The organism is Roseateles subflavus (genome assembly GCF_030285365.1).
Lineage (GTDB): Bacteria > Pseudomonadota > Gammaproteobacteria > Burkholderiales > Burkholderiaceae_C > Roseateles_B > Roseateles_B subflavus.
In genome coordinates this window covers 308,239-321,005 of the sequence record NZ_JASVDS010000004.1, presented here as the reverse complement: position 1 = coordinate 321,005, position 12,767 = coordinate 308,239, and the positions used below count along the sequence as shown (strand labels likewise).

General features: G+C 68.4%; 12 protein-coding genes. 9 read left to right on the top strand and 3 right to left on the bottom strand.

The annotated features are described in order from the left end of the window. Positions 1 to 43: 43 nt before the first annotated feature. Positions 44 to 1,831, top strand: a complete 1,788-nt coding sequence (locus QRD43_RS15795) for a bifunctional metallophosphatase/5'-nucleotidase (protein WP_285983461.1) — start codon at positions 44 to 46, stop codon at positions 1,829 to 1,831. A gap of 435 nt (positions 1,832 to 2,266) precedes the next feature. On the opposite strand, the gene hslO is transcribed toward QRD43_RS15795, so the two are convergent. Then, entirely contained in the window at positions 2,267 to 3,220 is a 954-nt protein-coding gene (gene hslO, locus QRD43_RS15790; RefSeq protein ID WP_285983460.1) for an Hsp33 family molecular chaperone HslO, read from the bottom strand. Positions 3,221 to 3,355: 135 nt separating this feature from the next. Then, a complete protein-coding gene (locus QRD43_RS15785; RefSeq protein ID WP_285983459.1) occupies positions 3,356 to 3,880 on the bottom strand; it encodes a gamma carbonic anhydrase family protein in 525 nt (174 codons plus the stop codon). 64 nt (positions 3,881 to 3,944) lie between these two features. Between QRD43_RS15785 and QRD43_RS15780 the strand changes: the two genes are divergently transcribed. The 4 genes from QRD43_RS15780 (at position 3,945) to QRD43_RS15765 (ending at position 7,053) form a co-directional block, all read left to right on the top strand. Continuing rightward, positions 3,945 to 4,733, top strand: coding sequence for a ferritin-like domain-containing protein (locus QRD43_RS15780; RefSeq protein WP_285983458.1), 789 nt, complete (start codon positions 3,945 to 3,947; stop codon positions 4,731 to 4,733). A gap of 162 nt (positions 4,734 to 4,895) precedes the next feature. Next, a complete protein-coding gene (locus tag QRD43_RS15775) occupies positions 4,896 to 5,432 on the top strand; it encodes a PEP-CTERM sorting domain-containing protein (RefSeq protein ID WP_285983457.1) in 537 nt (178 codons plus the stop codon). A gap of 219 nt (positions 5,433 to 5,651) precedes the next feature. Further along, the gene (locus QRD43_RS15770; RefSeq protein ID WP_285983456.1) at positions 5,652 to 6,551 is read left to right on the top strand and encodes a DMT family transporter; all 900 of its coding nucleotides are present in this window, start codon (positions 5,652 to 5,654) and stop codon (positions 6,549 to 6,551) included. A gap of 313 nt (positions 6,552 to 6,864) precedes the next feature. Then, complete coding sequence (locus tag QRD43_RS15765) at positions 6,865 to 7,053, top strand: hypothetical protein (protein WP_285983455.1); 189 nt, start codon at positions 6,865 to 6,867, stop codon at positions 7,051 to 7,053. A 113-nt stretch (positions 7,054 to 7,166) separates the two neighbouring features. On the opposite strand, the gene QRD43_RS15760 is transcribed toward QRD43_RS15765, so the two are convergent. After that, complete coding sequence (locus QRD43_RS15760) at positions 7,167 to 7,637, bottom strand: Lrp/AsnC family transcriptional regulator (protein WP_285983454.1); 471 nt, start codon at positions 7,635 to 7,637, stop codon at positions 7,167 to 7,169. 176 nt (positions 7,638 to 7,813) lie between these two features. Between QRD43_RS15760 and aptA the strand changes: the two genes are divergently transcribed. The 4 genes from aptA to QRD43_RS15740 all read left to right on the top strand — a co-directional run bounded on the left by aptA (position 7,814) and on the right by QRD43_RS15740 (position 12,748). Beyond that, positions 7,814 to 9,130: an omega-aminotransferase AptA gene (gene aptA / locus QRD43_RS15755; protein WP_285983453.1), complete on the top strand. Its 1,317-nt coding sequence runs from the start codon at positions 7,814 to 7,816 to the stop codon at positions 9,128 to 9,130. A gap of 29 nt (positions 9,131 to 9,159) precedes the next feature. Beyond that, the gene (locus tag QRD43_RS15750) at positions 9,160 to 10,476 is read left to right on the top strand and encodes an NAD(P)/FAD-dependent oxidoreductase (RefSeq protein ID WP_285983452.1); all 1,317 of its coding nucleotides are present in this window, start codon (positions 9,160 to 9,162) and stop codon (positions 10,474 to 10,476) included. Further along, positions 10,476 to 11,297 carry a gamma-glutamyl-gamma-aminobutyrate hydrolase family protein gene (locus QRD43_RS15745; RefSeq protein ID WP_285983451.1) on the top strand — a complete coding sequence of 274 codons (822 nt, stop codon included), beginning with the start codon at positions 10,476 to 10,478 and terminating at the stop codon, positions 11,295 to 11,297. Before QRD43_RS15750 ends, QRD43_RS15745 begins: the two co-directional genes overlap by 1 nt. An 83-nt stretch (positions 11,298 to 11,380) precedes the next feature. Beyond that, complete coding sequence (locus QRD43_RS15740) at positions 11,381 to 12,748, top strand: glutamine synthetase family protein (protein WP_285983450.1); 1,368 nt, start codon at positions 11,381 to 11,383, stop codon at positions 12,746 to 12,748. Positions 12,749 to 12,767: the final 19 nt, after the last annotated feature.

Sequence of the window (12,767 nt, the reverse complement as noted above, 5' to 3'; positions counted from 1 at the left end):
ACGGCCGCCCTCCCTCTTCTGCCTTGAGCGTCCTTGCCGTGTCATGACCGCCACCGTTGCTCCGTCCGCCCTGTTGTCCGCCTTCCCGCACCGCCTCCACGACGTCCTTGGCCGCTGGTGCCGGCCTCTGCCGCTGGCCGCTGCGCTCGGCCTGCTGAGTGCTTGCAGCACCACGCCACCCGCCACGCCACCCGCCACGCCGGCCATGAGCGCGGCCCCCGACCGCACCGTGGCCGTGCGCATCCTGGCCATCAACGACTTCCACGGCAACCTCAAGCCGCCGGTGGGTGGCATCCGCATCCAGCATCCCACGAAACCCGGCGAGCACCTCGATGTGGACGCGGGGGGCGCCGAGTACCTGGCCACGGCCGTCGCGCAGGCGCGCCAGGGGCACGCCAACCACGTCTTCGTGGCCGCAGGCGACCTCGTCGGTGGCACGCCGCTGCTGTCGGCCCTGTTCAATGACGAGCCGGCCATCGAATCGCTGTCGGCCATGGACCTGGCCCTGAGCAGCGTGGGCAACCATGAGTTCGACGCCGGCGTGGACGAGCTGCGCCGCCGTCAGCAGGGTGGCTGCCATCCCGAGAAGGGTTGCCAGGGCCCGGCGCCGTTCAAGGGCGCCAGCTTCCAGTACCTTGCCGCCAGCACTATCGACACGGCCACCGGCCAGCCGCTGTTCCCTGCTTATGCCATCCGCGAGTTCGAGGGCATTCCGGTGGCCTTCATCGGCCTTGCGCTCAAGGGCACGCCGGGCATCGTGGTGCCCAGCAGCGTCAAGGGCCTGCGCTTCGACGACGAGGCCGAGACCATCAACCGCCTGGTGCCACAGCTGAAGGCGCGCGGCGTCGAGGCCATCGTGGTGCTGATCCATGAGGGCGGCTACCCGGTGGGCGACTACAACGAGTGCCCGGGCATCTCCGGCCCCATCGTCAACATCGTCAAGCAGCTGGACCCCGCGGTGGATCTCGTCGTGAGCGGGCATACGCACCGGGCCTACAACTGCCGCATCGACGGCCGCCTCGTCACCAGCGGCGACAAGTACGGCACCATCGTCACCGCCATCGACGTGCAGCTGGACCGCAAGACCCGCGACGTGCGCAGTGCCGTGGCCGAGAACCGGATCGTCCGCCACGACCAGTACACCAAGGATGCCGGCCAGACGGCCCTGATCGCGGCCTACGAAAGCAAGGCCACCGCCATCATTGACCAGCCCGTGGGCCGGATCGGCGCGAGCTTCACCCGCGAAGAGAATGCCGCCGGCGCCACCACCATGGGCCAGCTCGTGGCGGACGCGCACTGGGCGGCCATGCGGGCGCCCGAGGACGGCGGCGCGGAATTCGCCATCACCAACATCGGCGGTGTCCGCTCCAGCCTGCCGTATCTCGGCGATGGCACGGTGAGCTTCGGCCAGGTCTACACGACCCAGCCCTTCAACAACAACCTCGTCGTGACGAGCCTCAGCGGCGCGCAGATCAAGGAAGCGCTGGAACAGCAGTGGATCGGCCAGCCCAAGTTCCGTCCGCTGCAGCTCTCTGAAGCGCTGAGCTATACCTATGACCTCACCCAGCCCATCGGCCAGCGCGTGGTCGCCGGCAGCATGAAGCTGCGGGGTGAGCCGCTGGGCATGGAGACCCGCTACCGCGTCGCAATGAACATGTTCCTGGCCACAGGCGGTGACGGCTTCCCGGCCTTCGCGCAGGGGCAGATCCTGCAACGCGGGCCCGTCGACCATGAGGCCCTGGTGGCCTACCTGAAGGCGCACCCCGGTCTCATGCCGGCGGCGCGGGATCGGGTGAAGGTGTTGGCCCCTCGCCCGGGCTCGCCGCGCTGAACGCGGGCGAACCCCGTCGGTCCCCCGAGGGGACGGCACGGCTGGCGGCATTCAGCCGCCCGCCCCGTCACGGGGGCCGGCTTGGGGCGGCCCGGCGCTCGGCCCTATCCCGCTGACTCGTCGCGCTGAACGCGGGCGAGTCCGGCCGCTTCCTGCGAGGGACGGCTGGGCCGACGGCATTCAGCCGCCCGCCCCGTCACGGGGGCCGGCTTGGGGCGGCCCGGCGCTCGGCCCTATCCCGCTGACTCGCCGCGCTGAACGCGAGAGAGCCCGGCCGCTTCCTGAAGGGGCGGAACGGCCGACGGCGTTCAGCTACGCGCCATGCCACGAGGGCCAGCGTGGCGCGGCCCGGCAATCGGACCCGTCATGTCAGCCGGCCCGCAGGCGCGCGGGGACGATGAACTCCCTGCCCGACGAGGCGCCGGGGCAGCCCCGTCACTGCAGCGTCTGGCTGCCGCCCAGGCTCGACGGTGCGAAGAGTCCGCCGACGTCCACGGCGTCGAAACGGTACTGGGCGCCGCAGAACTCGCAGCCGACCTCCACCTCGCCACGCTCCGCAATCACGCTGTCCACCTCTTCGCGGCCCAGGCCGGTCAGCATCTGGCCCACGCGCTCGCGGGAGCAGGTGCAGGCGAAGCGCGGACGCAGAGGCTCGAAGCGGCGCATGTCCTCCTCCCAGAAGAGGCGGCGCAGGATCGTCTCGGCGTCGAGCGTCAGCAGCTCCTCGCTGGTCAGCGTCGCGGCCAGCATCGCGATGCGGTTGAAGTCCTCATGGTCGCCAATGGCCTCGCCACGGCCCGGATGGCCTTCCAGATTGGCCTCGCCCTCGACCGGCATGCGCTGGATCAGCAGCCCCGCGGCCATCTCGTCATTGGCGGCGAGGATGAGGCGCGTGTCGAGCTGCTCGGACTGCAGCATGTAGTGCTCCAGCGCCTCCGAGATCTTGTGCAGCGGCTCGCGCTGGTCCCCGTGCAGCGGCACCACGCCCTGGTAGGGCTGCATGCCTGGCATCTTGTCCTTCGGGTCCAGCGTGATGGCGCAGCGGCCCTGGCCCAGCACATTGACCATCATCTCCAGCGGCGCGTCGTCGGCGACCTCTCCGATCACCTTGGCGGTGGCTCGGTAGCTCAGGTCCGGCTGGACCTCCACCACCGCCAGCTTCACCGGCCCGTCACCCAGCACCTGCAACACCAGCGCGCCATTGAACTTGATGTTGGACTGCATCAGCACGCCCGCGGCCGACATCTGCCCCAGCAGGCTGCGCACCGCCGGCGGATAGGCCTTGTCGCCGGGGCGGCGGGCCAGCAGCTCCTTCCAGCTGCCGGTCAGGCGCACCAGCATGCCGCGAACGGGCAGGCCCTCGAACAGGAATTTGTGCAGTTCACTCATGGTCTTGGTCCGCTCATGCACGACGCCCCGAAGACGCGTGCCGGCAGACTCCCTTGCAAGAATCAAAAAACAAAAACCCGGCGAAGCCATGCCCGCCGGGAGAATCATCGAGCCCCTACATGGGGCCGATCGCGATCAGCGCAAGCGCGTCAGTTCCTTCGCGTAGCGCTGACCGTTGCCGACGTAATGACGGGCGCTCGCGGCCAGGCCGGCCACCTGCTCGGGACGCAGCGCCTTCACGACCACGGCCGGCCGCCCCATGATGAGGCTGCCATCCGGGAACTCCTTGCCCTCGGTCACCAGCGAACCGGCGCCCACGAGGCAGTTGCTTCCGATGCGGGCACCATTCAACACCACGGCGCCGATGCCGATCAGCGAGTTGTCCCCGACCGTGCAGCCGTGCAGCATGACCTGGTGACCCACGGTGACGTTCTCGCCCAGCACCAGCGGGAAGCCGGTGTCGGCATGCAGCACGGACCCGTCCTGGATGTTGCTGCCGCGGCCGATGGTGAGGGTGTCGCTGTCGCCGCGCAGCACGGCCTGGAACCAGATGCTCACGTCCTCGGCCAGACTCACCCGGCCGATCACCTCGGCGCTGTCGGCCACCCAGGCCGAATCGGCCACCTCGGGCACATGCTCGCCCAGCTGATAGATCGCCATGGAGGCACTCCTTGTCTTGTCAGGCGTCAGGCCGCAGCCGGGCGCCAAAGCGATAATTTTACGGATGGAAACCCGCATGATGGCGCTGGCGGTGCTCAGCGAAGCCGATCCCGCCCGCAAGGCCGCCCAGGCGACGCAGTTGCGCGCCGACTTCCTGGCCGGCGCCCCCCTGGACCCGGAAGCCGCCCTGACGCCCACGCTCCCCCTGCCCGGCCGTCCCGCCCGGCCGGCGCTCAAGGAGGCGCTGCAGGTCCCGAGCCGCTCGCCGTTCACCGTGGAGGGCCGGGCTGCGCTGATCCACGCCATCTGCCACATTGAGTTCAACGCCATCAATCTCGGCCTGGATGCCGTCTGGCGCTTCCCGGGCATGCCCCGCGCCTTCTATGCGGACTGGCTGCAGGTGGCCGCCGAAGAGGCCCTGCACTTCAGCCTGCTGCACGAGCACCTGCAGACGCTGGGCCACCACTACGGCGACTTCGACGCCCATGACGGCCTCTGGACCATGGCCGAGCGCACCAAGGACGATGTGCTCGCCCGCATGGCCCTGGTGCCGCGCACGCTGGAGGCCCGCGGGCTCGACGCCACTCCGCCACTGCAGGCCAAGTTCCGCAAGGCGGGGGATGAGCGCGCCGTGGCCATCCTCGACGTCATCCTGCGGGACGAGATCGGGCATGTGGAGATCGGCAATCGCTGGTATCGGCACCTGTGCCTGGCGCGCGGTCTTGATCCGGTCGGAACATACGCCAGGCTGGTCCAGCAGTACCAGGCCCCACGCCTGCGCGCGCCCTTCAACCTGGAGGCACGGCGGCAAGCCGGGTTCAGCGACGAGGAACTCGCCTATCTCCAGGGCTGAGCGTTCGCCGGGGCCCTCGGGGCTGTCGGACATTTTTACAAATCGTCGCAGACACTTGCCTCTGCCGACGGGAAAACGTCGTTTTGGGCCTTGTCCATTGACATGGCACAGCTCTTGCGTAGCGATGGTGTTCCTACCATCAACATCCTTGGGAGTCTACGCATGCTTCGGAAAATTCTCGGCTCGATGGCCGTCGCTGTGGCCGCTTTCGCCTCTGCGCCCGCACAGGCCGAAGTCGTGACCAACATCCACCTGGACTTCTCGTCCGGTGCGACCTTCAACGGCACTCTGACCTTTTCCGATGGCTACGGACGACTCCTCGACACCGCCGGCACGCTGAGCGGCAGCCTCTACGGCACGCAGGTGTTCTCCTGGACCTGGTGGGAAGGCACCCACCAGCCCAACCCCCGGGACTACGACGGCGTCGCGTCCACGTACGAAGACATCCTGATGAACGGTTCCGAACCGAGCTGGAACAGCTTCATCGGCATTTCCTGGTTCCACGGCGCCGCCGGCGACCTGCCCGTCCTGAATCTCAACCCGGCCAATGCCTACTGGAAGAGCTACAACGGCGGCGGCACCGACGTGATCGTCGACGGCTTCATTGGCGCCCGTGGCGTGCCGGAACCGGGCTCGCTGGCGCTGAGCGCCCTCGGCCTGATGGCTCTGGGCGCCGCCGCCCGCCGCCGCCGCGCCTGATCACGGCTCGCGTCCGCCCCCAAGCCGACCCGCCAGGGTCGGTTTTTTTGTGTCCGTCACGGGCTCGCCTCCTGCGCACCGGCGCTCACGGGTGCCCTCGTCCGGCCGACGCGAAGGCCGGCTGGACCGACGGGAAAGCCGCGCGAGCGCGAGCGCGGCCCGCTCGGCGCCGGGCTCGCTAAGATGCACGGCCTTGCCCCGCCCACCCGAGCCTGCCCCGTGACCCGCATCCAAGCCAATCTGCTGCTGACTGTCATCGCCCTGATCTGGGGCTCCGCCTTCGTCGCGCAGAGCCAGGGCATGGCCCACATCGGCCCGATGATGTTCACCGGCGTGCGCTTCCTGGTCGGCTCGCTCGTGGTGCTGCCGCTGGCCTGGCGCGAGCAAGGACAGCTGGCGGCCCAGGGCGCTGCCTTGCAGCGGCGCGACTGGCACAAGATCGTGGCCCTCGCCTCCTTGCTGCTGCTCGGCGCCGCCATGCAGCAGATCGGCATTGTCAGCACCACGGTCACCAATGCCGGCTTCCTCACCGCGCTCTACGTGCCGCTGGTGCCGGTGCTGGGTTGGTTCCTGCTGCGCCAGGTGCCGCACTGGTCGGTGTGGCCCGGCGGGCTGGCCTGTCTGGTGGGCGCCTTCCTGCTGTCCGGTGCCCATGAGCTGAAGATCGGCCTGGGCGATGCCTGGGTGATTGCCTCCGCCCTCCCCTGGGCCGTGCACGTGCTGATGGTGGGCCGCGTGGCCGACCGCATGAACGCGCCGTTCTCGGTGGCTTGCGGGCAGTTCTTCTTTGTCGGGGTCGCGGCCCTGGCCTACGCCCTCGTCTTCGAACCCTGGACATGGGCAGGCCTGCGCGAGGCCGCGGGCGCCATTCTGTACACCGGCGTCATGTCCGTCGGCGTCGCCTTCACGGCGCAAGTGGTGGCACAGCGCTACTCGCACGCGGCGGACGCCGCCATCATCCTGTCCTCGGAGACCGTCTTTTCCGCCGCCTTCGGCTATGCCCTGATGGGCGACCGCCTCAGCGCTGCGGGCCTCGCCGGCTGCGGGCTGATCCTCATCAGCATGCTCGGGGTGCAGATGCTCCCCCTTCTGGCCACGCTCCGGCGCGAGCGTGCCTGAGCGAGCAAGTTCGAGAATCGGACATTTCTGTTTCAGATAGTCACGCCTCTGACGGCCTGACATCAATCTATGCAGAAAAGTACGGGTTAACCCCGAACATTGTCATAGGGTTTTCACCAATCTCTGCGATACTTCTTCTTGTGGCGCCCTGGAGGGCATCACAAGGCCTAAGGCAGCGGAAGATCCCGCGGCCGAGACGCCAAGCCAGGTGACGCATGTGGACGTGCCCACCTGATTGGTGAGAGTGGCAGCTGTAGGGCCGCTCGAGAGGTCTTCTCACCCACCCGTCCATCCGACATCGATGAGAAGCTCCATGTTTGCACTCAAGAAGTTCATTTCCCCGGTGACCACCTCCTTCGTGGCCGCCAACCCGGCTGCCCTGGACGCCACCGGCAACCTGTCTTTCGAACCCGTCTCGGCCGGCAAGGTCGAGGAAGCGCTGATCGTCGCGATGCTGGCCTTCTTCGGCCTGAGCTCCGTCATCTCGCTGCTGGCTGCCTGATCGCGGCTTCTTTCCCAAGGCGGGCCCTGCTGCCCGCCTGATGGCTCAAGCGGACCCTGGTGGTCCGCTTTGCTTTTTCTGCACGGCCGGGCGGCCACGGGCCGCGGCGTTGCTCACAGGGCGAACGCGGTCGTCTTCTTGATCGTGCGCAGCACCAGCATGCTGTTCGAGCGCGCCACCTCGGGCAGCTGCATCAGCACGTGGGTGTGGAATCGCTCCAGGTCCTCCGCGTCCTGATAGGCAAAGCGGATGACGTAGTCGTTCGTGCCGGCCACGTAGAAGCAGTCGAGGATGTCGGGGCTGTCCTGCACCGCCTGCTCGAAGGCAGCGAGTGCGGCCGTCGTCATCCGCTCCAGATTGATGATGGTGTAGCTCGTGCCCTGCTTGCCCACGGCCTTGGGGTTCACCAGCGCGACGTACTGCGCGATGACGCCGGTCTCCTCCAGGCGCTTCACCCGTCGAAGGCAGGCCGACGGCGACAGGTGCACGCGCTGGGCCAGGTCCTGGTTGGACAGGCGCCCGTCCTTCTGAAGCTCGTTCAGGATGGCGCGGTCTATCGAATCCAATTGCACTTCGGAGCTCATCGTTCGAATCCAATGCGAATTGGAGGCCATCCTACCGCACCCAATTGCGAATCCGAGGGTTTGCCCTGCGCGCATCCGCAAGCCTATTGCGTGACGGAATGCCTAGACTGGCTCTATTGCCCCTGCCGCCCCCAGGCCCATGCCGGTGCGTCAGGGACCGACCTCTGGAGCCCTCGATGACCCTGAACCCCGCCGCGCTCGACGCCTACTGGATGCCTTTCACCGCCAACCGGCAGTTCAAGAAGGCCCCGCGCCTCCTGACGCAAGCCGACGGCATGTATTTCAGCGACGACCGCGGCCGCCAGGTGCTCGATGGCATCGCGGGTCTGTGGTGCGTCAATGCCGGGCACAACCGCCCGCACATCGTCCAGGCCATCCAGGCGCAGGCCGCCGAGCTGGACTTCGCGCCGCCCTTCCAGATGGCCCATCCCAAGGCCTTCGAGCTGGCCGAACAGCTGGTGCAGCTCAGCCCGCCCGGCATGAACAAGGTCTTCTTTACCAACTCGGGCTCCGAGTCCGTGGACACCGCCCTCAAGATGGCCATCGCCTACCACCGCGTGCGCGGCGACGGCGCCCGGACCCGGCTGATCGGCCGCGAGCGCGGCTACCACGGCGTCAACTTCGGCGGCATCTCCGTGGGTGGCATGGTGGCCAACCGCAAGATGTTCGGCACCATGCTGGGCGGCGTCGACCACATCCGCCACACGCATGACCCGGCCCGCAACGCCTACTCGGTGGGCCAGCCCGCCCACGGCGCCGAACTGGCGGACGACCTCGAGCGCCTCGTCGCCCTGCACGACGCCTCGACCATCGCCGCGGTGATCGTCGAGCCCATCGCCGGCTCGACCGGCGTGCTGATTCCGCCGCAAGGCTACCTGCAGCGCCTGCGCGAGATCTGCGACAAGCACGGCATCCTGCTGATCTTCGACGAGGTCATCACCGGCTTCGGCCGCACCGGCAACCCCTTCGGGGCCCAGACCTTCGGCGTGACGCCCGACCTCATGACCGTCGCCAAGGGTCTCACCAACGGCTGCGTACCCATGGGTGCCGTGTTCGCCCAGCAGAAGATCCACGACACCTTCATGACGGGGCCGGAGCACCTGATCGAGTTCTTCCACGGCTACACCTACTCGGCGCACCCGCTGGCCTGTGCCGCAGCGCTGGGCACGCTCAAGACCTATGCGGAGGAAGGCCTGCTGACCCGCGCCAGCCAGCTGCAGGACACCTTCGCGAAGGCCCTGCACTCGCTCAAGGGCGAGCCGCACGTGATCGACATCCGCAACCTGGGCCTCGTGGGCGGCATCGAGCTCGCGCCCCTGCCCGGCGAGCCGGCCAAGCGCGCCTTCAACATCTTCCTCGACTGCTGGGAGCAAGGCGTGCTGATCCGCACGACGGGGGACACGATCGCACTGTCGCCACCGCTCATCATCGAGACGAAGCAGATCGACCGCCTGGTCGAGACCATCCGTACCGCCCTGCGCCGGGTGGCCTGAGGCTGAAGCCTCGCGCGCGATCGCCCTGCATGCGCCTGCTCCGGATCGACCAGGACCTCGCCCGGGATTCCTACTACGCGGCCACCGCGCCGCGCCAGGAGGCCTACGCCCCGCTGCACGGCGACGTGGAGGCGGACGTCGCCATCGTGGGCGGCGGGCTGGCCGGCCTCTCGGCGGCGCTGGAACTGGTGCAGCACGGGCTGGACGTCCGGCTGCTGGAGGCATCACAGGTCGGGGGCGGTGCCTCCGGCCGCAATGGTGGGCAGGCCATTCACGGCCTCGCTTGCGACAACAGCACGGTCGAAGGGCAATTGGGCCTCGCGGACGCGCGCCGGCTCTGGGACATGAGCCTGGAGGCGCTGGACCTGATCCGCCAGCGCTGCGCCGGGCACGGCATCGACGCCGAATGGCAGGACGGCTTCCTCGGGCTGAGCACCAAACCCTCCAAGACACGGGAGCTGCGCGCCTGGGCCGATCGCCTCGAGCGGGACTATCACTACCCGCTCCAGTGGATTGGGCCCGAGCACGTGCAGGACTGGATCGCCAGCCCGCGCTTCCATGCGGGCATCCACGACCCGCGCTCCGGGCACCTGCATCCGCTGAAGTACTGCCTGGGTCTCGCCCGTGCGGCGGCGGCGGCCGGCGCCACGCTGCACGAGGGCAGCGCCGTGCACCAGATGGAGGCGGCAGCGGATGGCACGCAGCGGCTGCGCACATCAACGGGCAGCGTGCGCGCCAGGCAGGTGCTGCTGGCCGGCAATGTTTATCTCCAGGCCCTGGCGCCCGAGCTCGCCCCTGCCCTGGCGGATCGCGTCATGCCCGTCGGCACCTACATCGTCTGCACCGAGCCTCTGGATCCAGAGCGGCTGCGGGCGCTGATCCCGAGCCGCAGCGCGGTCTGCGACACCAATTTCGTGCTGGACTACTTCCGCCCGACAGCCGACCACCGCCTGCTCTATGGCGGCCGGGTGAGCTACAGCATGGTCACGCCGCGCGACCTCATGCAGAGCATGCAAGCCCGTCTGGTGCGCACCTTCCCGCAGCTGGCCGACGTTGGCATGAGCCATGCTTGGGGAGGCTTCGTGGACATCAGCATCAACCGCGCCCCCGACTTCGGCCGCCTGGGCGCGCAACGGAACGTGTATTACCTCCAGGGCTTCTCCGGCCATGGGCTGGCCCTGACCGGCCTGGCCGGCAAGGTCGTGGCCGAGGCCATGCGGGGCGATGCCGCCCGTTTCGACTGCTTCGGAAAGTTGCGCCACCGGCCCTTCCCCGGTGGCACACTGATGCGAACGCCTGCCCTGGTGCTGGGCATGGCGTACTACCGCCTGAGGGACCTGCTGTGATGCACCGCGACGCGCCTTCCTCCTCCGCCGCCAGCAAGCCCATCGTGCTGGTGCCCGCCTGCAATCGCCAGGTGGGAGACCATCCCTTCCACATCGCCGGCAAGAAGTACGTCGACGCGGTCCGGCTCGCCGGCTGCCTGCCGCTCGTCGTGCCCTCGGCCCGCCCCCATGAGATCGACGAGCTCCTGGCCATCGCGCACGGCGTGCTGCTGACGGGCTCGCCCTCGAATGTCCATCCCAGCCACTTCGACGAGGCCGTGCACAACCCGGCGCTCCCACTGGACCCCGATCGCGACGCCTGGACGCTGCCGCTGATTCCCCGGGCGCTGCGGCTGGGCATGCCGCTCTTCGCGATCTGCCGCGGCTTCCAGGAGGCAAATGTCGCGCTGGGCGGCTCGCTTCACCAGGCCGTGCAGGAACAGCAGGGCCTGAATGATCATCGCGCACCGGAGGGCCAGCCGCCCGCGATCGCCTATGCCGAGCAGCATGAGGTGCACGTGATGCCCGGCGGCGTGCTCGAAGGCCTGCTGGGTCATGAGCACTTCCGCGTGAACTCCCTGCATGGCCAGGGCGTGAAGACCCTGGCACCGGGCCTGCGCGTCGAGGCGGTGGCGCCGGACGGTCTGGTCGAGGCCTTCAGCGTCGAGGCCAGCCGGGGCTTCTCGCTGTGCCTGCAATGGCACCCCGAATGGCAGGCCGCCAGCAATCCGGTCTCGATGAAGATGCTCAAGGCCTTCGGCGAAGCCTGTGCGGCCTTCCGCGACTACCGCAACGAGATCCGCCAGCCCCGGCACGATTTCAAGAGCGACCCCGAGACCTAGCGCCGCTGACCCCCGACCGAGTTCTAGCAATCCGAAGCCCCGGTGGGTATGACCCGGGGCCAAGACCAGAAGATGAGGCAACGATGGTGGTCAGAAAAGAAATCACGTTCAGCGAGCTCGAGCAATGGTTCCGTGAGCATCGCGTCACCGAGGTGGAATGCCTCGTGCCCGACCTCACCGGCGTGGCACGCGGCAAGATCCTCCCGCGCGAGAAGTTCACCGAGGACCGCGGCATGCGCCTGCCCGAGGCGGTGGTGGCCATGGGCGTCACCGGCGAGTTTCCTGAAGAGGGGCCCTACTACGACGTCATCAGCCCCAATGACATGGACATGCACCTGCGGGCCGACCCGAGCACGGTTCGCCTGGTGCCCTGGGCGGTGGACCCGACGGCTCAGATCATCCACGACTGCTTCGACCGCGACGGCCGGCTCGTGCCCTTCGCCCCGCGCTCGGTGCTGCGCCGCGTGTGCGATCTCTTCGAGGCCGAGGGCTGGGACCCGGTGGTGGCGCCGGAGCTGGAGTTCTACCTCGTCGCGCGCAACACGGATCCCGACGTGCCCCTCAAGCCGCCGGTGGGCCGCAGTGGCCGTGCGGAAACCTCGCGCCAGGCCTACTCCATCGACGCGGTGAACGAGTTCGATCCGCTCTTCGAGGACGTCTACGACTACTGCGAGAAGATGGAGCTCAACGTGGACACGCTGATCCACGAGATCGGCGCCGGGCAGATGGAGATCAACTTCTTCCACGCCCACCCGCTCGGGCTGGCGGACGAGGTCTTCTTCTTCAAGCGCACGGTGCGCGAGGCCGCGCTGCGCCACGACATGTTCGCCACCTTCATGGCCAAGCCCATCGCCGGCGAGCCCGGCAGCGCGATGCATGTGCACCAGAGCGTGATCAACAAGGCCACCGGCCGCAACCTCTTCAGCAACGAGGATGGCAGCCCCAGCCCCGAGTTCTACTGGTACATCGGCGGCCTGCAGCGCTACATCCCGGCGGCCATGGCGCTGTTCGCTCCTTACGTGAACAGCTACCGCCGCCTGGCCCGCTTCACGGCGGCGCCCATCAACATCCAGTGGGGCATCGACAACCGGACGGTGGGCATCCGCTCGCCGGTGGCGCCTCCCGCCGCGCGGCGCGTCGAGAACCGCGTGATCGGCGCCGATGCCAACCCCTACGTCGCCCTGGCCGCCACGCTGGCCTGCGGCTACCTGGGCATCAAAAACCGCATCGAGCCCACGCCCGAATGCAAGGGCGACGCCTACCTGGGCGACTACCAGCTCCCGCGCAGCCTCGGCGAGGCGCTCGCGCTGCTGCGTGCCGAGACGGATCTCGCCGCGGTGCTGGGCGAGTCCTTCGTGACGGTCTACTCCGAGATCAAGGAGATCGAGTACGCCGAGTTCATGAAGGTCATCTCGCCCTGGGAGCGTGAGCACCTGCTGCTGCACGTCTGAGTCTGTCCCGCCGGGCCCC

What these genes read in the sequence shown, in the direction of transcription:
- aptA (WP_285983453.1), top strand. Translation starts at nt 7,814, where the DNA reads ATGACCCTGAACCCCGCCGCGCTCGACGCCTACTGGATGCCTTTCACC.
- QRD43_RS15765 (WP_285983455.1), top strand. Translation starts at nt 6,865, where the DNA reads ATGTTTGCACTCAAGAAGTTCATTTCCCCGGTGACCACCTCCTTCGTG.
- QRD43_RS15745 (WP_285983451.1), top strand. Translation starts at nt 10,476, where the DNA reads ATGCACCGCGACGCGCCTTCCTCCTCCGCCGCCAGCAAGCCCATCGTG.
- QRD43_RS15740 (WP_285983450.1), top strand. Translation starts at nt 11,381, where the DNA reads ATGGTGGTCAGAAAAGAAATCACGTTCAGCGAGCTCGAGCAATGGTTC.
- QRD43_RS15750 (WP_285983452.1), top strand. Translation starts at nt 9,160, where the DNA reads ATGCGCCTGCTCCGGATCGACCAGGACCTCGCCCGGGATTCCTACTAC.
- QRD43_RS15795 (WP_285983461.1), top strand. Translation starts at nt 44, where the DNA reads ATGACCGCCACCGTTGCTCCGTCCGCCCTGTTGTCCGCCTTCCCGCAC.
- QRD43_RS15785 (WP_285983459.1), bottom strand. Translation starts at nt 3,880, where the DNA reads ATGGCGATCTATCAGCTGGGCGAGCATGTGCCCGAGGTGGCCGATTCG.
- QRD43_RS15760 (WP_285983454.1), bottom strand. Translation starts at nt 7,637, where the DNA reads ATGAGCTCCGAAGTGCAATTGGATTCGATAGACCGCGCCATCCTGAAC.
- QRD43_RS15775 (WP_285983457.1), top strand. Translation starts at nt 4,896, where the DNA reads ATGCTTCGGAAAATTCTCGGCTCGATGGCCGTCGCTGTGGCCGCTTTC.
- QRD43_RS15780 (WP_285983458.1), top strand. Translation starts at nt 3,945, where the DNA reads ATGGAAACCCGCATGATGGCGCTGGCGGTGCTCAGCGAAGCCGATCCC.
- hslO (WP_285983460.1), bottom strand. Translation starts at nt 3,220, where the DNA reads ATGAGTGAACTGCACAAATTCCTGTTCGAGGGCCTGCCCGTTCGCGGC.